Raw genomic sequence first — 18,046 nt, forward strand, 5'->3', positions numbered from 1 at the left:
ACACGCCGTCGTGCGCCCGGGCATGACGGGCGATGCTATCACGCAGCGGCGACCACGGATCGTGACCGCCACTCCGATCGACTAGAACAGCGAAAGAGGGTCGATCTGGACGCGGACCGGATCGGCGGCCTTACGGAGAGTGCGCGCCCCGGCGGCGGCGTGCAGCGCCTCGGCGAGGGCCGCCGCCCGGGCCCGGGGCACCCGGACGAGCATCCGCTCCTTCTCGCCGTCGGCGGGGACCGGGCCCAGCACCTCGGCCGCCTCGGGCAGCCGGGCGGCGGCCAGCAGGTCGGCCACCGCGTCGGGCGGGCCGGTGACGCTGGCCATCCGCACCGCCGGCGGGAACCCCAGCTCGCGGCGCTCGGCCAGCTCCCGGGCGGCGAACCAGGCGGCGTCCCAGCGCAGCAGCGCCTGCACCGGCGCGAGGGCGCCGTCGGCGACCACCACCACCCGGCCGCCGGCCGTCGCGGGTCGGGCCAGCGCGGCGGCGGCCAGCCAGCGGCGCAGCGCCTCCTCGCCGGCCCGCAGGTCGGCCCGGGTCAGCAGGGCCCACGAGTCGAGCAGCAGCACCGCGCCGTAGCCGCCGTCGGCGATCGGCTCGGCCCCCGGGGTGGCCACCACGAGGCCCGCGCCGCCGGGCACGGTGGTGAGCACCTCCTCCCGGCCGGAGGTGCGCACCGGCACCCCGGGGAAGGCCCGGCCCAGCTCCTCGGCGGTGCGCCGGGCGCCGGTGACGGCCGCGCGCAGCCGCCGCCCGCCGCACTCCGGGCAGGCGTACGCGGCGGCGATCCGGCCGCACCAGCGGCAGGCCGGTGTCCCCCGCGCCGACGGCAGGGCGAGCGGGCCGGCGCAGTGCGGGCAGCGGGCCGGGGTGCGGCAGTCCGCGCAGGAGATCGACGGCAGGTAGCCGCGGCGGGGCACCTGGACCAGCACCGGGGCGTCGGCGCCGAGCGCGTCCCGGGCGGCGGCCCAGGCCAGGCTGGGCAGCCGGGCCGTCGCCGCGCCGGGATCGCGGGCCAGCTGCGGGTCGTCCCCGGTCGGCGCGACGGCGGGGGTACGCGCCCGCACGGTGGCCCGGTCGGCGACCACCTCCCGCGCCCAGCCGGTCTCCACCAGCAGCTGCGCCTCGGCGCTGCGGGCGTACCCGCCGACCAGGGCGGCCGCGTCGGCGAGCCGGGCGCGGGTGAGCAGCACGTCGCGGGCGTGCGGGTAGGGGGCGCGCGGCTCGGCGTGCAGGTCGTCGCCGTCGTCGACGATGGCGACCAGGCCGAGCCGGGCCACCGGGGCGAACATCGCCGCGCGGGTGCCGATGACGACCGGCACGTCCCCGCGCCGGGCGGCCAGGAACGCGCGGTAGCGGCGGGCGGGGCCGAGGGCGGCGGAGAGGCTGACGTGCCGCCCGGGGCCGAGGGCGGCGGTCAGCGCCGCGTCGAGGCGGTCGAGGTCCCGGGCGTCGGGCACGACCAGCACCGCGCCCCGCCCGCCGGCCACCGTGGCGGCGACCGCCTCGGCGTACCGGGCGGGCCAGTCCTCCCCCGGCAGCGCGGACCAGACCGCCCGGGCGGGGCGGCCCTCGGTCAGCGCCCGCAGGAACGCCGGCCCGGCCGGGTACGCCCGCCAGCCGGCCGCCTCCGGCGGGGCCAGGGGCGCGGGCGGCTCCGGCGGGACGTGCGGCTCCTTCTCCACCCGGGCGTGCCGGGGCGGCACGGCCAGCCGGAGCACGTCGGCGAGGCTGCCGGCGTACCGGTCGGCGACGGCCCGGGCCAGCCGGACGACCTCGTCGGCGAGCACGGGCTCGGGCGAGACGAGCCGGTCGAGGTAGGCGAGCCTGCCGGTGTGCCCCGAGTCGTCGGCCCGTTCCAGCAGCCAGCCGTCCACGAGCTGGCCGGCGAAGCGCACCTTCACCCGGGTGCCGGGGACGGCCGCGTCGGCCAGCTCGGCGGGGACCAGGTAGTCGAAGGGGCGGTCGAGGTGGGCCAGGGGCACGTCGACACAGACGCGAGCGACCGGCGACCCGTCGGCGGGTCGCCGGTCGCCGCGCGTGTTGCTGGTCAGGCTCCCGCGGCCGACTTGAGGTCGGCGGCCCGGTCGGTGCTCTCCCAGGTCAGCTCGGGCAGTTCCCGGCCGAAGTGGCCGTACGCCGCGGTCTGCCGGTAGATCGGGCGCAGCAGGTGCAGGTCCCGGATGATGGCGGCCGGGCGGAGGTCGAAGACCTCGGTCACGGCCTTCTCGATCGAGGCGACCGGCACGGTCTCGGTGCCGAACGTCTCGATGAACAGGCTCACCGGGTGCGCCTTGCCGATCGCGTACGCGACCTGCGCCTCGCAGCGCTCGGCGAGGCCGGCGGCCACCACGTTCTTGGCGACCCAGCGCATCGCGTACGCCGCCGAGCGGTCCACCTTGGACGGGTCCTTGCCGGAGAACGCGCCGCCACCGTGCCGGGCGTACCCGCCGTAGGTGTCGACGATGATCTTCCGGCCGGTGAGGCCGGCGTCGCCCATCGGGCCGCCGATCTCGAACCGCCCGGTCGGGTTGACCAGCAGCCGGTAGCCGTCGGTGTCCAGGCCGAGGCTCTCCAACTCCGGCGCGATGACGTGGTCGCGCACGTCCGGGGTGAGCAGCGAGTCCAGCGAGATGTCGGCCGCGTGCTGGCTGGACACGACGACGGTGTTCAGCCGGACGGGGCGCAGCCCCTCGTACTCGATGGTGACCTGGGTCTTGCCGTCCGGCCGCAGGTAGGGGATCGTGCCGTCCTTGCGGACCGCGGTGAGCCGGCGGGCGAGCCGGTGCGCCAGGGCGATCGGCAGCGGCATCAGCTCGGGCGTCTCGGAGCAGGCGAAGCCGAACATCATGCCCTGGTCGCCGGCGCCCTGGGCGTCCAGCGCGCTCTCCGAGGAGCCGGTGCGCAGCTCCATCGCGTTGTCGACGCCCTGCGCGATGTCGGGGGACTGCGCGCCGATGGAGACGCTGACGCCGCAGGACGCGCCGTCGAAGCCCTTCTTCGACGAGTCGTAGCCGATGTCGAGGATCGTCTCCCGCACGATGGTCGGGATGTCGGCGTACGCCTTGGTGGTCACCTCGCCGGCCACGTGCACCTGGCCGGTGGTGATCAGGGTCTCGACGGCGACGCGGCTGTGCGCGTCCTGAGCCAGCAGTGCGTCGAGAATGCCGTCGCTGATCTGGTCGGCGATCTTGTCCGGGTGGCCTTCCGTGACCGATTCGGACGTGAAGAGGCGGCGTGTCACGGCACTCCTAAGTTATGGAAAAGTCGTTCCGCGGAAGTGTAGTCATCCGACCTCTAACCGCGCTGAAACGGTGGGTTCCCGGTCACTGGTCGGGAAGGTGGGCCAGCGCGCCACGACGAGGTCCCAGACGCCGTCGGCCAGGTCCTCCTTGGACTGCTCGGCCATCGGGTGCACCGAGCCGTCCGCGCCGATGACGGTCGCCGCGTTGGTCTCGGCGCCGAAGACCTTGTCCGGCCCGACCTCGTTGATGACGATGAGGTCGGCCCGCTTGCGGGCGAGCTTGGCCCGGCCGTTGGCCTCGGCGTCGCCCGTCTCCGCGGCGAACACCACCAGCACCTGCCCGGGCCGGCGTTGCCGGCCCAGCTCGGCGGCGATGTCCGGGTTGGTGACGAGGTCGATCGTAGGTGCCCCGGCGTCCGATTTCTTGATTTTGGCCGACGTGTAGGTGGCGGGTCGGAAATCCGCGGGCGCGGCGGCCATCACCACGGCGTCCGCGCCGGCCGCCGCACGGAGCGTGGCCTCGCGCAGCTCCTCGGTGGTGCCGACCCGCACCAGGTCCACGCCGGCCGGGTCGGCGAGCGCCACGTTGGCGGCGACGAGGGTGACCCGGGCGCCCCGGGCGACCGCCGACCGGGCGAAGGCGTAACCCTGCTTGCCGGAGGAGCGGTTGCCGAGGAACCGCACCGGGTCGAGCGGCTCGCGGGTGCCGCCCGCGGTCACCACCACGTGCCGGCCGGCGAGGTCGGCCGGGGCGTGCGGGCCGCGGGCCAGGGTCCGCCGGGCGACGGCGAAGATCTCCGCCGGGTCGGGCAGCCGGCCCTTGCCCGTGTCGGCGCCGGTGAGCCGGCCGACGGCGGGCTCGACGACGCGGACGCCCCGGGAGCGCAGCGTGGCGACGTTGGCCACGGTGGCGGGATGCTCCCACATCTCGGTGTGCATCGCCGGGGCGAGCAGCACCGGGCAGCGGGCGGTGAGCAGGGTGTTGGTGAGCAGGTCGTCGGCGAGGCCGTGGGCCGCCTTGGCGAGCAGGTCGGCCGTGGCCGGGGCGACCACCACCAGGTCGGCCCGCTGGCCGAGCCGGACGTGCGGGACCTCGTGCACGTCGGCCCAGACGTCGTCGGCGACCGGCTGGCCGGACAGGGCGGCCCAGGTCGGCGCCCCGACGAAGCGGAGCGCCGACGCGGTGGGCACCACGCGGACCCGGTGGCCCGACTCGGTGAAGAGCCGCAGCAGCTCGCACGCCTTGTAGGCGGCGATGCCGCCGCCGACCCCGAGGACGATCTCGGCGGACATCGGCGTGCGGCGCGGTTACGGCTGGTCGGTCGGCTCGGCGGTGAGCAGGCCCGCGTTGATCTCGCGCATGGCGATGGAGAGGGGCTTCTCCTGGGGGGTGGTCTCCACGAGCGGGCCGACGTACTCCAGCAGGCCCTCGCCGAGCTGGCTGTAGTAGGCGTTGACCTGGCGGGCGCGCTTGGCAGCGAAGATCACCAGGGCGTACTTCGACGTCGTCTTCTCGAGCAGCTCGTCGATCGGCGGGTTGGTGATGCCCTCGGGGTTGGCGATGGATCCCACGAAATAACCTCTGCGTCTGTCGTCACCGCGCGGACGCGGTTCGTCTGGCCCCACCACGCGGACGCGGTTGGTGGGTCACTCAGCCGCTCCGCCGCGGTCGGGCCGGAGCCAGATGGGAAGAACCGAACAAGCCTACCAGCTCATCCACCGCCCGCTCGGTGTGGTCGTGCGCCACGACGTGCGCGTCGCCGGCCGGGTCGACCGCCTCCGGCCGCCAGCCGGGCGGGGCGAGCAGGACCAGCCGGGCGTCGGGGTGCGCCGCACGGACGGCGAGCGCACCGGGCAGGTCGAGCGGGAGGAGCACCGGACGGCCGGCGGCGAGCCGCCCGGCCACCGGCGGGGCCGGGGTGCCGCGGGCGTACGGCCCGATGCGGGCCCACTCCAGCAACAGACCGGCGGCGATCAGCCGGTCGAACGCCGCCGGGGCGAGGAAGACCCGGTCGACGCCGTCCACCTCGCCCGCCCGGCGGGGCCGGGTGGTGGCCGGCACCGGGATCCAGACCGACGGAGAACGCGCCCGGAACGGCTCGACGACACTGCCCACGCCGGCCCCGGAGGGACCGGTCAGGACGGTGAGCCGAGCCGCCGGGCGCGCCTCGTCATCCGTGCTCACGGCTCGTTTCTACACGGCGCCGTGCGCGGCCGGCGGCGAACCGCCGGGCTCAGTTGGCGGCGAACTCGCCGAGCAGGGCCTTGCGCTGCTGCTCGCCCAGACCACGCAGGCGGCGGCTGTCGGCGATCTTGAGCTTCTCCATGATCTGGGTCGCCCGGATCTTGCCGATGCCCGGCATCGCCTGCAGGACGGCCGAGACCTTCAGCTTGCCGACGACGTCGTCGCCCTCGGCCCGCTCCAGGACCGCGGCGAGGGTGGTCTTGCCCTGCTTGAGCTGCTCCTTCAGCTCAGCGCGGGCCTTGCGGATCTCCGCAGCCTTCTCGAGCGCAGCTGCGCGCTGCTCGGGGGTAAGTGACGGGAGGGGCACCAGTTCTCCTCAGGTCCTTGTCGCGACGGGCGGGACGCCACGCCGCAGATGTGAAACGTGGAGTCGCCGGAAACCAAAGGGGTCCGTGGTTCCCAGCGCGGGGAAAACTAGCGGTCGCGGACGCATTCGGCAACGTGGGCACGCCACGACCACGGCAAAATGACCGAGCCGTCACTCAGTCAGGAGCCGCCGAGGGCCGCCCTGCAGTCGGCCAGGGCCCGCTGTGCGGCGGCCCGCAGGGCGGCCACGTCGGGCCCGGCGTGCAGCACCTCGCGGGAGTACGACGGCAGGACCCACGGCAGGCTCGCGCCGAACACGGTCCGTAGGTCCGCGGCCGTGGCGCCCTGCGCGCCGAGCCCCGGGGCGAGCAGCGGGCCGCGCACCGCCGACAGGTCGTGGCCGGTGTCGCCGATGGTCGCCCCGACCACCAGACCGAAGCTGCCCAGCGTCTGCGCACCCCGGTTGAGCTGGGCAATCTCGTCGATGACCGCCTGCGCGACGGTGCGCCCGTCGGCGCCCACAGCGCGCTGCACGGCGGCCCCCTCGGGGTTGGAGGTGAGCGCCAGGACGAACACCCCGCCGCCGTGCGTGGCGGCGAGCTCGAACATCGGGGCCAGCGACATTACTCCCAGGTAGGGGCTCGCGGTGACCGCGTCGACATACAGCGGGCTGGATGGATCAAGGTACGCGGAGGCGTACGCGGCGACGGTGGAGCCGATGTCTCCGCGCTTGACGTCGAGCAGAACGAGCGAGCCAGAATCCCGCAACTGTCGGATAGTTGACTCTAGCACCGCCACGCCCCGCGCTCCGAAGCGCTCGAAGAACGCCGACTGGGGCTTGACCACCGCAACCTGGTCGCCTAGGGCCTCCACCACGGTGCGGCAGAACCGCTCCAGACCGTCGACGTCGTCCGTCAGGCCCCAGCGGGTCAGCAGCCCCGGGTGCGGGTCGATGCCCACGCAGAGCGGACCGCGCTGCGCCATCGCCCGGTGCAACCGGTCACCGAAGGTCTCCATCCGCGCCTCTTCCTCTCGACTCCTCCGGGCGCCCGGCGTCCGCCGGCGCGCCACGCCTGTCCGATCACGGTCATGCGGCCAACCCGCGCGGCCGCCCGGGAACGCCGGTCAGCCGGCCGCCACGGCGGCGGTCATCCCGGCGGCGATCCGGGCGACGTCCGCGTCGTCGGCGACGTACGGCGGCATGGCGTAGACCAGGTCGCGGAACGGCCGCAGCCACACCCCCCGGTCCACCGCCGCGGCGGTCGCCGCCGCCAGGTCCACCTCGTGGTCGAGCTGGACCACCCCGATCGCGCCCAGCACGCGGACGTCCGCTACCCCGGGGGCGCCCCGCAGCGGCTCCAGGCCGGCGCGCAGGGCCGCGCCCACCCTCGACACCTCGGCCGCCCAGTCTCCGGCCCGCAGCAGGCCGATGGAGGCGTTCGCGACCGCACAGGCGAGCGGGTTGGCCATGAACGTGGGCCCGTGCGCGAGCACCCCGTCGCGGGAGATGCCCGCCGCCACCTCCGCCGTGCACAGCGCGGCGGCCAGCGTCAGGTAGCCGCCGGTGAGCGCCTTGCCGACGCAGAGGACGTCGGGGCTCACCCCGGCGTGCTCGGCGGCGAACATCGTGCCGGTGCGGCCGAAGCCGGTGGCGATCTCGTCGAAGACCAGCAGCACCCCGTGGGCTCGGGTCACCTCGCGCAGCACCCGCAGGTAGTGCGGGTGGTGGAAGCGCATCCCGCCCGCGCCCTGGACCACCGGCTCCACGATCACGGCGGCCAGCTCGTGCGCGTGCCGCGCCACCGCGTCGGCCAGCGCCGCGCAGTACGCGGGGTCGGGCGGGGCGTCGAAGCCGGCCGGCGGCACGGGCGCGAAGACCTGCCGGGGCAGCACGTCGCCCCACAGGTGGTGCATGCCGCCCTCGGGGTCGCACACGCTCATCGGGTGGAAGGTGTCGCCGTGGTAGCCGCCCCGCCAGGTGCCCAGCCGCCGGCGCTCCGGCCGCCCGAGCGCCCGCTGGTACTGCAGGCACATCTTCACCGCCACCTCGACGCTCACCGAGCCCGAGTCGCACAGGAAGACCCGCTCCAGCCCCTCCGGGGCCAGCTCGACCAGCGTCTGCGCCAGGCGCACGGCCGGCTCGTGGGTGAGCCCGCCGAACATCACGTGGCTCATCCGGCCGAGCTGGTCGACGACCGCCGCGTCCAGCACCGGGTGCCGGTAGCCGTGGATCGCCGCCCACCACGACGACATCCCGTCGACCAGTTCCCGCCCGTCGGCCAGCCGCAGCCGCACCCCCCGCGCGCTCGCCACCACGTACGGGGGCGTCGCGGGGGGCAGCGGCGCGTACGGGTGCCACACGTGCTCCCGGTCGGCGGCGAGGATCTCCTCCGGCGTCACCCGCGCCCCCTCCGGCCCCCGGCGGGACCCGCTGTGGCCGGCTCCCCGGTCACGACCGACCGCCCGACGGCACCGGAGCGGGCAGCGGGCGGGCGGCCCGGGCGGCGGCGCGGACGAGGCCGGGGCCCCGGTAGATGAAGCCGGTGTAGAGCTGCACCAGGGCCGCCCCGGCGTCGAACATGCGCGCGGCGTCGTCGGGGTCGACGATGCCGCCCACGCCGATCACCGGCAGCCGCCCGCCGGTCTCCCGGTGGACGAACGACACCACCGCGCGGGCGCGCGCGGCCAGCGGACGCCCCGACAGGCCGCCCGCCTGCCCGCCGCGCTCCCGGTCGGCGGGGGCGAGCCCGTCGCGGGCCAGGGTCGTGTTGGTGGCGATCACCCCGGCCGCCCCCCGGTCGAGGCAGACCTCCAGCAGCTCGGCGATCGCCGGCTCGGTCAGGTCCGGGGCGATCTTCACCAGCACCGGCTTCTCCCCCACCAGGGCCGCCAGCAGCGCGTCCAGGTGGGCGCGGTCCTGCAACGAGCGCAGGCCCGGCGTGTTGGGCGAGGAGACGTTCACGGCGAAGTAGTCGCCGTGGTCGCGCAGCGCCCGGTAGGAGGCGAGGTAGTCCTCCACGGCCTCGTCCAGCGGGGTCACCTTGGACTTGCCCAGCGAGATGCCCAGCGGCGCGCCGACCGGGCGGGGCAGCGCCGCCAGCCGGTCCGCCAGGGCCCGCGCCCCGGCGTTGTTGAAGCCCATCCGGTTGACCACGGCCTCGCTGTCGCGCAGCCGGAACAGCCGGGGCCGGGGGTTGCCCGGCTGGGCGTGCGCGGTGACCGTGCCGACCTCGACGAAGCCGAAGCCCAGCGCCGGCCACGCCGGCAGCGCCGCGCCGTCCTTGTCCATCCCGGCGGCCAGCCCCACCGGGTTCGGGAAGTCCACCCCGAACACCGTCCGGGGCGCCCGCACGGCGTAGCGGGCCCGCAGCGCGGCGAGCGCCACCGGCGAGCGCGACACGGCGGCCAGCCGGCGCAGCGTCCACTCGTGGGCGGCCTCGGCGTCGCCGCCGCCGAGGCGGAACAGGCCGGGTCGCACCACCCGCTCGAAGATCACCGGGCGCTCCCCGGTGTCCCGGCGGTCACTGGGCGGCCCGCAGGGTGGCGTGCAGGTCCTGCAGGGGACGCACGGTCATGTCGCCGCGGATGCGGGCCTCGATGCCCATCACCGCCGCCGCCGCGCCGGGCACCGTGGTGATGCACGGGATGTCCGCCGTCACGGCCGCGCTGCGGATCTCGTAGCCGTCGGAACGGGCGCTCGCCCCGGAACCCTGCGGCGTGTTCACCACCAGCGCCACGTCGCCGGCGAGGATCATCGACACCGCGTCGGCGCCTGCCCCGGCCTCGTAGTGCTTGCGGATCTGCTCGCAGGCGATACCGTGCCGGCGCAGCACCTCCGCCGTGCCGGCGGTCGCCACGATCTCGAAGCCCAGGTCGGCCAGGCGCTTGATCGGGAAGATCATGCCGCGCTTGTCCCGGTTGGCCACCGAGACGAAGATCCGCCCGGACGTCGGCAGCGACCCGTACGCGGCGGACTGGCTCTTGGCAAAGGCGTGCCCGAACTTGGTGTCGATGCCCATCACCTCGCCGGTGGACTTCATCTCCGGGCCCAGCAGCGAGTCGACGCCCTTGCCGGTCGGGGTGCGGAACCGCTTGAACGGCAGCACCGCCTCCTTCACCGCGATCGGCGCGTCGGCCGGCAGGGTGCCGCCGTCGCCCGTCGGCGGGAGCAGCCCCTCGGCGCGCAGCTCGGCGACCGTCGCGCCGAGCGCGATCCGGGCCGCCGCCTTGGCCAGCGGCACCGCCGTGGCCTTCGACACGAACGGCACCGTCCGCGACGCGCGGGGGTTGGCCTCCAGCACGTACAGCACGTCGTCCTTGAGGGCGTACTGGACGTTGAGCAGGCCGCGCACCCCCACGCCCCGGGCGATGGCCTCGGTGTAGCGGCGCACCTGCGCCAGGTGCGAGCCGGCCAGCGTCATCGGCGGCAGCACGCAGGACGAGTCGCCGGAGTGGATGCCGGCCTCCTCGATGTGCTCCATCACCCCGCCGAGGTAGACCTCGCCGTCGGCGTCGCAGAGGGCGTCCACGTCGATCTCGATGGCGTCGTCGAGGAACCGGTCCACCAGCACCGGGTGGTCCGGGGAGATGTCGGTGGCCCGCCCGATGTAGTCGCGCAGCGTCGGGTCGTCGTAGACGATCTCCATGCCCCGCCCGCCGAGCACGTAGGACGGGCGGACCAGCACCGGGTAGCCGATCTCGGCGGCGATCGCCTTCGCCTCCTCGTAGGAGGTGGCCATGCCGTGCGCCGGGGCGCGCAGCCCGGCCCGCGCCAGCACCGCGCCGAACGCGCCGCGCTCCTCGGCCAGGTGGATCGACTCCGGGGAGGTGCCCACGATCGGCACGCCCGCGTTCTTCAGCCGCTGCGCCAGGCCCAGCGGGGTCTGCCCGCCGAGCTGCACGACCACCCCGACCACGCCCGGCCCGCCGGCCGCCTTGCCGGACGAGTCCTCGGAGTGCCAGACCTCCAGGACGTCCTCGAAGGTCAGCGGCTCGAAGTAGAGCCGGTCGGCCGTGTCGTAGTCCGTCGACACGGTCTCCGGGTTGCAGTTGACCATGACGGTCTCGTAGCCGCCGCCACCGGCGGCGGCCGACCCGACGGGCGCGGCGCGCAGCGCCTGGACGGCGTGCACGCACGAGTAGTCGAACTCGATGCCCTGGCCGATCCGGTTCGGCCCCGAGCCCAGGATGATCACCTTGGGCCGGGCCGACGGCGCGACCTCGGTCTCCGAGTCGTACGTCGAGTAGTGGTAGGGCGTGGTCGCCTCGAACTCGGCGGCGCAGGTGTCCACCGTCTTGTAGACCGGACGGACGCCGAGCCGGTGGCGCAGGGTGCGTACGCCGTCCTCGGCGGCCAGCTCGGGGCGCAGCGCGGCGAGCTGCCGGTCGGACAGGCCGGCCCGCTTGGCGCGGCGCAGCAGGTCCACGTCGAGCACCGGGGCGTCGACGATCTCGGCGCGCAGCTCCACCAGCGAGGCGATCTGGTCCAGGAACCACGGGTCGATCCCGCCGGATGCGGCGGAGACCTCCGCGACCGACGCGCCGAGCCGCAGCGCCCGCTCCACGGTGTAGAGCCGGCCGTCGTGCGGCGTGCCCAGCGCGGCGAGCGTGTTCTCCTTCGTCGCACCCTCCGGGTCCGGGGTGGTCCAGAAGCCCGACGCCTTGGTTTCCATCGAGCGCATCGCCTTGTTGAGCGCCTCGGTGAAGTTGCGCCCGAGGCTCATCGCCTCGCCGACCGACTTCATGGTGGTGGTCAGCTCCGGGTCCGCGCCGGGGAACTTCTCGAACGCGAACCGGGGGATCTTCACCACCACGTAGTCCAGGGTCGGCTCGAACGCCGCCGGGGTCTTCAACGTGATGTCGTTGGGGATCTCGTCGAGGGTGTAGCCGATGGCCAGCTTCGCGGCGATCTTCGCGATCGGGAAGCCGGTCGCCTTCGACGCCAGGGCCGACGAGCGCGACACCCGGGGGTTCATCTCGATCACCACGATCCGGCCGTCGGCCGGGTTCACCGCGAACTGGATGTTGCAGCCGCCGGTGTCCACCCCGACCTCGCGCAGCACCGCGATGCCGAGGTCGCGCAGGTTCTGGTACTCCCGGTCGGTCAGCGTCATCGCCGGGGCGACGGTCACGCTGTCGCCGGTGTGCACGCCCATCGGGTCGACGTTCTCGATCGAGCAGACGACCACCACGTTGTCGTGGCGGTCGCGCATCAGTTCGAGCTCGTACTCCTTCCAGCCGAGGACGCTCTCCTCGATGAGCACCTCGTGCACGGGGCTGGCGGCCAGGCCGGCACCGGCGATGCGCTGCAGGTCGGCGTCGGTGTGCGCCATGCCGGAGCCGAGGCCGCCCATCGTGAACGACGGCCGGATCACCACCGGCAGGCCCAGCTCGGCGACCGTCGCCTCGACCTCGGCCATCGAGTGGCAGACCCGCGAGCGGGGCACCAGGCCCGCCGGGTCGGCCAGCCCCAGGCGTACGCCCGCCTTGGCGACGATGTCCTTGAACAGCTGCCGGTCCTCGCCCCGGTTGATCGCCTCGATGTTCGCGCCGATCAGCTCGACGCCGTACTTGTCGAGCACGCCCGCCGCGTGCAGGGCGACCGCCGTGTTCAGCGCGGTCTGCCCGCCGAGGGTGGGCAGCAGCGCGTCGGGGCGCTCCTTGGCGATGACCAGCTCGACGAACTCCGGGGTGATCGGCTCGACGTACGTGGCGTCGGCGAACTCCGGGTCCGTCATGATCGTCGCCGGGTTGGAGTTGACCAGGCTGACCCGGATCCCCTCGCTGCGCAGCACCCGGCACGCCTGGGTGCCGGAGTAGTCGAACTCGCAGGCCTGCCCGATGACGATCGGCCCCGAGCCGATCACCATGATGTGCTTGAGATCGGTCCGCTTAGGCATGCGCGCGCCCCTCGCTGTTGCTCCGGCCCTCGCTGGGCCGCTGGTCGGGGGCACGGCCCTCGATCAGCTCGGCGAATCGGTCGAACAGGTAGTCCGCGTCGTGCGGGCCGGCCGCCGCCTCCGGGTGGTACTGGACGGTGAAGGCGGGCACGTCGAGCGCCCGCAGCCCCTCGACCACGTTGTCGTTGAGGCAGACGTGCGACACCTCGACGCCGCCGAACTCGGTGTCGATCACCTGGTCGGGCACGACCGCGCCCTGCCCGGCGCCGGGCTCCTGTTCGCGGCCCGGCCAGGCGACCGCGAAGCCGTGGTTGTGGCTGGTCACCTCGACCTTGCCGGTGGCCCGGTCGAGCACCGGCTGGTTGATGCCCCGGTGGCCGTAGCCGAGCTTGTAGGTGCCGAAGCCCAGCGCCCGGCCGAGGATCTGGCTGCCGAAGCAGATGCCGAACAGCGGGATCCGCCGGGTCAGCACCTCCCGGGCCAGCCCCACCGGGCCGTCGGCGGTCGCCGGGTCGCCCGGACCGGGCGAGAAGAAGACGGCGTCCGCGCCGGTGGCGAGCAGGTCGTCGATGCTCGACCCGGCGGGCAGCACGTGGGTGGTGACGCCGCGCGCGGCGAGCCGGCGCGGCACGTTGCGCTTGATGCCCAGGTCCAGGGCGGCCACCGTGAACCGGTGGGTGCCCTCGGCCTCGACGACGTACGGCTGCGCGGTGCTCACCTCGGCGGAGAGGTCCGCGCCGACCATCTGCGGCGACTGGCGGACCCGGGCCAGCAGGGCGCGCGGGTCGTCGTCGACGCTGGAGATGCCGACCCGCATCGCGCCGCGCTCGCGCAGGTGCCGGGTCAGCGCCCGGGTGTCCACGCCGCTGATGCCGACCACTCCCTCGGCGGCGAGCCGGTCGGCCAGCGTGCCGGTGGACCGCCAGTTCGAGGGGACCCGGGCCGGGTCGCGCACCACGTAGCCGGCGACCCAGATCCGGGCGGACTCGTCGTCCTCGGCGTTGACGCCGGTGTTGCCGATGTGCGGGGCGGTCTGCACCACCACCTGCCGGTGATAGGACGGGTCGGTCAGGGTCTCCTGGTAGCCGGTCATGCCGGTGTTGAAGACCGCCTCGCCGAACGTCTCGCCGACGCTGCCGTACGCCTCGCCGTGGAACGTACGCCCGTCCTCCAGGACCAGGATCGCGCTCCTGCGCTTCTCCATATTAGTTAACAGCCTTTCCGTCCAGGACCGTCGGCTCGCCACGCAGGAAGGTCGCCACGATGCGACCCGGCAGCGTCATGCGGGCGTACGGGGTGTTGCGACTGCGGCTGGCCAGTTCCGCGGGCTCGATCACCCGGCGGGCCGCCGGGTCGACCAGGGTCAGGTTGGCCGGCACGCCGGGGGCCGGGTCGACGCCGTGGCCGTCGAGCCCGGCGATGCGGGCCGGGGCGCGCGACATGCGCTCGGCGATCAGGTCCCACTGCGGGCCGAGCACGTCCAGGGCGATCGACAACGCCGTCTCCAGGCCGAGCATGCCCGGCCGGGCGTACGCCCACTCGCACTCCTTGTCCTCCACGGCGTGCGGGGCGTGGTCGGTCGCGATGACGTCGATCACGCCCTCGGCCAGGGCGGCGCGCAGCGCGGCGATGTCGGTGGCCGTGCGCAGCGGCGGGTTGACCTTGAACACGGGGTCGTAGGCTCCCGCCGGGCTCCAGTCGTTCGCGAGCGCGGAGCTGGCAAGCTCACTCCTCCCGCTCACGACCGCGTCCGTCAGCAGCAGGTGGTGCGGGGTCACCTCGGCGGTGACGCGTACCCCCCGGGCCTTGGCCTGGCGCAGCACCTCGACGCTGCCGGCGGTGGAGACGTGGCAGACGTGCAGGCGGCTGCCGACGTGCTCGGCGAGCAGCACGTCCCGGGCGATGATCGCCTCCTCGGCGACCGCCGGCCAGCCGGTCAGCCCGAGCCGGGTGGACACCTCGCCCTCGTGCATCTGCGCGCCCTCGGTGAGCCGGGGCTCCTCGGCGTGCTGGGCGATGATCCCGTCGAACGCCTTGACGTACTCCAGCGCCCGGCGCATCAGCTTCGGGTCGGCGACGCAGTGCCCGTCGTCGGAGAAGATCCGCACCCGGGCCGCCGAATCGGCCATCGCGCCCAGCTCGGCCAGGCGCTCGCCGGCCAGGCCGACGGTGACCGCGCCGATCGGCTGCACGTCGACCAGCCCGGCCTCCCGGCCGAGCCGCCAGACCTGCTCGACCACGCCGGCGGTGTCGGCGACCGGGGAGGTGTTCGCCATCGCGCAGACCGCCGTGTAGCCGCCGAGCGCCGCCGCCCGGGAGCCGGACTCCACGGTCTCGGCGTCCTCGCGGCCCGGCTCGCGCAGGTGGGTGTGCAGGTCGACCAGGCCGGGCAGGGCGACCAGCCCGGTGCCGTCGACCTGCGTGGCGTCGGGCGCGGTGAGGCCGGCGCCGGTCTCGGCGACGACGCCGTCGCGGATCAGCAGGTCCGTCGGCGCGGCGCCGACGACGCTCACGTTGGTGATCAGGTACGCGGTCACAGGTTGTTCCCCCCGAGCAGCAGGTAGAGGACGGCCATCCGCACGGAGACCCCGTTGGCGACCTGTTCGACGATGGTGGAGCGGGGCGAGTCGGCGACCTCGGGCGTGATCTCCATGCCCCGGTTCATCGGCCCGGGGTGCATGACGATCGCGTGCTCCGGCAACCGGCGCATCCGGGGCGCGTCGAGCCCGTAGCGGCGGGCGTACTCGCGGGCCGAGGGGAAGTAGGAGTCGGTCATCCGCTCCCGCTGCACCCGCAGCATCATCACCACGTCCACGTTCGGCAGCACGGCGTCGAGGTCGTAGGAGACGTCGATGCCGGGCGCGAGGGCCTGCGCGATGTCGACGGGGATCAGCGTGGGCGGCCCGACCAGGGTGACCTTCGCCCCGAGGGTGGACAGCAGCAGCACGTTGGAGCGGGCGACCCGGGAGTGCAGCACGTCCCCGACGACCGCGACGTGCAGGCCGGCGAGCCGACCCAGCCGGGCCCGCATCGTGTACGCGTCGAGCAGCGCCTGGGTGGGGTGCTCGTGGGTGCCGTCGCCGGCGTTGACCACCGACCCGTCGACCCAGTCGGCCAGCCGGTGCGGGGCGCCCGAGGCGGGGTGCCGGACGACGACCGCGTCGGCCCCCATCGCCTGGAGGGTGAGCGCGGTGTCCTTCAGGCTCTCGCCCTTGGTCACGCTGGAGCCCTTGGCCGAGAAGTTGATCACGTCGGCGCTGAGCCGCTTCGCCGCCGCCTCGAACGAGATCCGGGTGCGGGTGGAGTCCTCGTAGAAGAGGTTCACCACGGTCCGCCCGCGCAGCGCGGGCAGCTTCTTGACCTCGCGGCCGGCGACCGTGGCCATCTCGGCGGCGGTGTCCAGGATCAGGGTGGCGGTGGCGGCGTCCAGGTCGGCGCCGGAGAGCAGGTGGCGGATCATGCGGCGGTCGCCTCCCCGTACAGCCTGACCTCGTCGGCGCCGTCGGTCTCGGCGAGGGTGACCTTCACGTTCTCGGCCAGCGCCGTCGGGATGTTCTTGCCGACGTAGTCGGCGCGGATCGGCAGCTGCCGGTGGCCGCGGTCGACCAGGACGGCGAGCTGCACCGAGGCGGGGCGGCCCACGTCGCTGAGCGCATCGAGGGCGGCCCGGACGGTGCGGCCGGAGAAGAGGACGTCGTCGACGAGGACGACCCGCTTGCCGTCGATCCCGCCGGCCGGGAGCTGGGTCGGGCCGACCGCGCGGGTGGCGTGCCGGCGCAGGTCGTCGCGGTAGAGGGTGATGTCGAGCACGCCGGCCGGGACGGCGACGTCCTCGAAGGTGCCGATCCGGGCGGCGAGCCGCCGGGCGAGCGGCACCCCGCGGGTGGGAATCCCGAGCAGCACCGTGTCGGCGGCGCCCTGGGTCTTCTCGAGGATCTGGTGTGCGATGCGGTCGACCACGCGCGAGACGTCCGCTGCGGCGAGGATCACCTTCACCGAGGGTTGTCGCGGTGGCGACGTGTGGGCAGCCGACGGGTAGGCCACGGCGGACCTCCTTCCCCGCCTCACGGGACGGGTCGTTAAAGGACGTCTGACGCCTCCGGCGGGCCGCGGGCGACCCGGGCGGGGGCTGCATGCCACGTTACCAGCGGTCATGGGAGGGGCCGACGCCGGCACTGACCCCAGAATCAGGCTGGCGAATCGGGATAACTCCACCCGCCCAGCCCAACGGTAGGGTCACGACCACTTGACCAGTTGTCGCAATCCCCGTACCGTCACGCTCCGTAGCGATCGCGGGGTGAACCCCGAGCAGCACTGGGAGTGTCCGAATGCCCTCTGAATACGCCAAGTCGCTGGGCGCCCGCCTGCGCTCCATCCGCCAGCAGCAGGGCCTGTCCCTGCAGGGAGTGGAGGAGAAGTCCAACGGGCGGTGGAAGGCCGTGGTGGTCGGCTCGTACGAGCGCGGTGACCGCGCCGTCACGGTGTCCCGCCTGGCCGAGCTGGCCGACTTCTACCGGGTGCCCGTCTCCGAGCTGCTGCCCGACGGCAGCGGGGTGCGACACGAGCCCACCAGCAAGATCGTCCTGGACCTGGAGCGGCTCTACGACGACGCCTCCGAGGACCTGGCCTACGTCGCCCGGTACGCCCGCGCCATCCAGCAGCAGCGGGGCGACTACAACGGCCGGGTGCTCTCCATCCGCGCCGACGACCTGCGCGCCCTGGCGATCGTCTACGACGCCTCGCCGTCCGGGCTGATCGAGCGCCTCACCGAGCACGGCGTGCTCGTCGCCGACCCGCGGGCGTTCTTCGCGTCCTGACGCGCCCACGGGGCGCCCTTCGCGCCCCGACAAAGGTCACGCCGAAAGGGCCCGTGCCGCAGGCACGGGCCCTTTTCGACACCGCCTCGCCGGCCGGCGCCCCGAGGGGCGACGGTCAGCGGGTGGCGTACTCGGCGATCCGGCCGAGCACCCCGTTGAGGAAGCGCGGCGAATCGTCGGTCGACATCTGCCGGGCCAGCTCGACGGCCTCGCTGATCGCCACCGCGTCGTCGAGCTCGTCGACGTAGAGCAGCTCGTAGACGGCGATGCGGGCCAGGTTGCGGTCCACCGCCGGCATCCGGTCCAGCGTCCACCCCTCGGCGTAGCTGGCGATCAGCTCGTCGATCCGGTCCAGGTGCGCGGCCACCCCCTCGACGAGGCCGACCGCGTACCCCAGGTGCTCCGGATGGGGCTTCTCGATCCGCTCGACGTAGCCGGCGAGCACCTCCACCGGCGGCCGGTCGCGCAGGTCGGCCTCGAAGAGCACGTCCAGCGCCCGCTTGCGCGCCTTGCGGCGCGCCGGCATCTGCTGCT

16 protein-coding genes are annotated in these 18,046 nt (G+C 74.3%); 1 reads left to right on the forward strand and 15 read right to left on the reverse strand.

The features are described from left to right. Nucleotides 1-81: 81 nt before the first annotated feature. From ACVMYR_RS27615 to pyrR, 14 genes are all read right to left on the reverse strand, one after another. Complete coding sequence (locus tag ACVMYR_RS27615; RefSeq protein ID WP_457123160.1) at nucleotides 82-2,055, reverse strand: primosomal protein N'; 1,974 nt, start codon at nucleotides 2,053-2,055, stop codon at nucleotides 82-84. Continuing rightward, nucleotides 2,052-3,245, reverse strand: coding sequence for a methionine adenosyltransferase (gene metK, locus ACVMYR_RS27620; protein ID WP_043967984.1), 1,194 nt, complete (start codon nucleotides 3,243-3,245; stop codon nucleotides 2,052-2,054). The genes ACVMYR_RS27615 and metK overlap by 4 nt, the downstream gene beginning before the upstream one ends. A 42-nt stretch (nucleotides 3,246-3,287) precedes the next feature. Continuing rightward, entirely contained in the window at nucleotides 3,288-4,538 is a 1,251-nt protein-coding gene (gene coaBC, locus ACVMYR_RS27625; RefSeq protein ID WP_077939415.1) for a bifunctional phosphopantothenoylcysteine decarboxylase/phosphopantothenate--cysteine ligase CoaBC, read from the reverse strand. 15 nt (nucleotides 4,539-4,553) lie between these two features. Continuing rightward, nucleotides 4,554-4,817: a DNA-directed RNA polymerase subunit omega gene (gene rpoZ, locus ACVMYR_RS27630; protein WP_007075826.1), complete on the reverse strand. Its 264-nt coding sequence runs from the start codon at nucleotides 4,815-4,817 to the stop codon at nucleotides 4,554-4,556. Nucleotides 4,818-4,896: 79 nt separating this feature from the next. Then, nucleotides 4,897-5,430: a nucleoside/nucleotide kinase family protein gene (locus ACVMYR_RS27635; RefSeq protein WP_077939414.1), complete on the reverse strand. Its 534-nt coding sequence runs from the start codon at nucleotides 5,428-5,430 to the stop codon at nucleotides 4,897-4,899. A 49-nt stretch (nucleotides 5,431-5,479) separates the two neighbouring features. After that, nucleotides 5,480-5,797: an integration host factor, actinobacterial type gene (gene mihF, locus ACVMYR_RS27640; RefSeq protein WP_007075824.1), complete on the reverse strand. Its 318-nt coding sequence runs from the start codon at nucleotides 5,795-5,797 to the stop codon at nucleotides 5,480-5,482. A 179-nt stretch (nucleotides 5,798-5,976) separates the two neighbouring features. After that, nucleotides 5,977-6,813 (reverse strand): orotidine-5'-phosphate decarboxylase, encoded by an 837-nt coding sequence (pyrF, locus tag ACVMYR_RS27645; protein ID WP_431896454.1) that lies wholly within the window; start codon nucleotides 6,811-6,813, stop codon nucleotides 5,977-5,979. Nucleotides 6,814-6,921: 108 nt separating this feature from the next. After that, nucleotides 6,922-8,196 (reverse strand): adenosylmethionine--8-amino-7-oxononanoate transaminase, encoded by a 1,275-nt coding sequence (locus ACVMYR_RS27650; protein ID WP_457123145.1) that lies wholly within the window; start codon nucleotides 8,194-8,196, stop codon nucleotides 6,922-6,924. A 49-nt stretch (nucleotides 8,197-8,245) separates the two neighbouring features. Further along, nucleotides 8,246-9,292: a quinone-dependent dihydroorotate dehydrogenase gene (locus ACVMYR_RS27655; RefSeq protein WP_091283408.1), complete on the reverse strand. Its 1,047-nt coding sequence runs from the start codon at nucleotides 9,290-9,292 to the stop codon at nucleotides 8,246-8,248. 25 nt (nucleotides 9,293-9,317) lie between these two features. Further along, nucleotides 9,318-12,695, reverse strand: a complete 3,378-nt coding sequence (carB, locus tag ACVMYR_RS27660; RefSeq protein ID WP_431896458.1) for a carbamoyl-phosphate synthase large subunit — start codon at nucleotides 12,693-12,695, stop codon at nucleotides 9,318-9,320. After that, nucleotides 12,688-13,899 carry a glutamine-hydrolyzing carbamoyl-phosphate synthase small subunit gene (carA, locus tag ACVMYR_RS27665; protein WP_077939409.1) on the reverse strand — a complete coding sequence of 404 codons (1,212 nt, stop codon included), beginning with the start codon at nucleotides 13,897-13,899 and terminating at the stop codon, nucleotides 12,688-12,690. Before carA ends, carB begins: the two co-directional genes overlap by 8 nt. 1 nt (nucleotide 13,900) lies before the next feature. Next, nucleotides 13,901-15,232: a dihydroorotase gene (locus ACVMYR_RS27670; protein WP_457123146.1), complete on the reverse strand. Its 1,332-nt coding sequence runs from the start codon at nucleotides 15,230-15,232 to the stop codon at nucleotides 13,901-13,903. Continuing rightward, entirely contained in the window at nucleotides 15,229-16,155 is a 927-nt protein-coding gene (locus ACVMYR_RS27675) for an aspartate carbamoyltransferase catalytic subunit (protein ID WP_043967966.1), read from the reverse strand. The genes ACVMYR_RS27670 and ACVMYR_RS27675 overlap by 4 nt, the downstream gene beginning before the upstream one ends. Continuing rightward, on the reverse strand, nucleotides 16,152-16,739 hold the full coding sequence (gene pyrR, locus ACVMYR_RS27680; RefSeq protein ID WP_043967965.1) for a bifunctional pyr operon transcriptional regulator/uracil phosphoribosyltransferase PyrR: 588 nt from the start codon (nucleotides 16,737-16,739) through the stop codon (nucleotides 16,152-16,154). Before pyrR ends, ACVMYR_RS27675 begins: the two co-directional genes overlap by 4 nt. Before the next feature lie 284 nt (nucleotides 16,740-17,023). Between pyrR and bldD the strand changes: the two genes are divergently transcribed. Continuing rightward, nucleotides 17,024-17,512 (forward strand): transcriptional regulator BldD, encoded by a 489-nt coding sequence (gene bldD, locus ACVMYR_RS27685; protein ID WP_007075816.1) that lies wholly within the window; start codon nucleotides 17,024-17,026, stop codon nucleotides 17,510-17,512. 115 nt (nucleotides 17,513-17,627) lie between these two features. On the opposite strand, the gene nusB is transcribed toward bldD, so the two are convergent. Further along, a complete protein-coding gene (gene nusB, locus ACVMYR_RS27690; protein WP_176734315.1) occupies nucleotides 17,628-18,038 on the reverse strand; it encodes a transcription antitermination factor NusB in 411 nt (136 codons plus the stop codon). Nucleotides 18,039-18,046 lie beyond the last annotated feature (8 nt).

It is taken from the genome of Micromonospora sp. PTRAS2, assembly GCF_054052245.1.

Excerpts from the sequence above, each read along its gene's own strand:
- coaBC (WP_077939415.1), bottom strand. The coding sequence starts at position 4,538 with ATGTCCGCCGAGATCGTCCTCGGGGTCGGCGGCGGCATCGCCGCCTAC.
- pyrF (WP_431896454.1), bottom strand. The coding sequence starts at position 6,813 with ATGGAGACCTTCGGTGACCGGTTGCACCGGGCGATGGCGCAGCGCGGT.
- carB (WP_431896458.1), bottom strand. The coding sequence starts at position 12,695 with ATGCCTAAGCGGACCGATCTCAAGCACATCATGGTGATCGGCTCGGGG.
- carA (WP_077939409.1), bottom strand. The coding sequence starts at position 13,899 with ATGGAGAAGCGCAGGAGCGCGATCCTGGTCCTGGAGGACGGGCGTACG.
- ACVMYR_RS27675 (WP_043967966.1), bottom strand. The coding sequence starts at position 16,155 with ATGATCCGCCACCTGCTCTCCGGCGCCGACCTGGACGCCGCCACCGCC.
- bldD (WP_007075816.1), top strand. The coding sequence starts at position 17,024 with ATGCCCTCTGAATACGCCAAGTCGCTGGGCGCCCGCCTGCGCTCCATC.
- nusB (WP_176734315.1), bottom strand. The coding sequence starts at position 18,038 with ATGCCGGCGCGCCGCAAGGCGCGCAAGCGGGCGCTGGACGTGCTCTTC.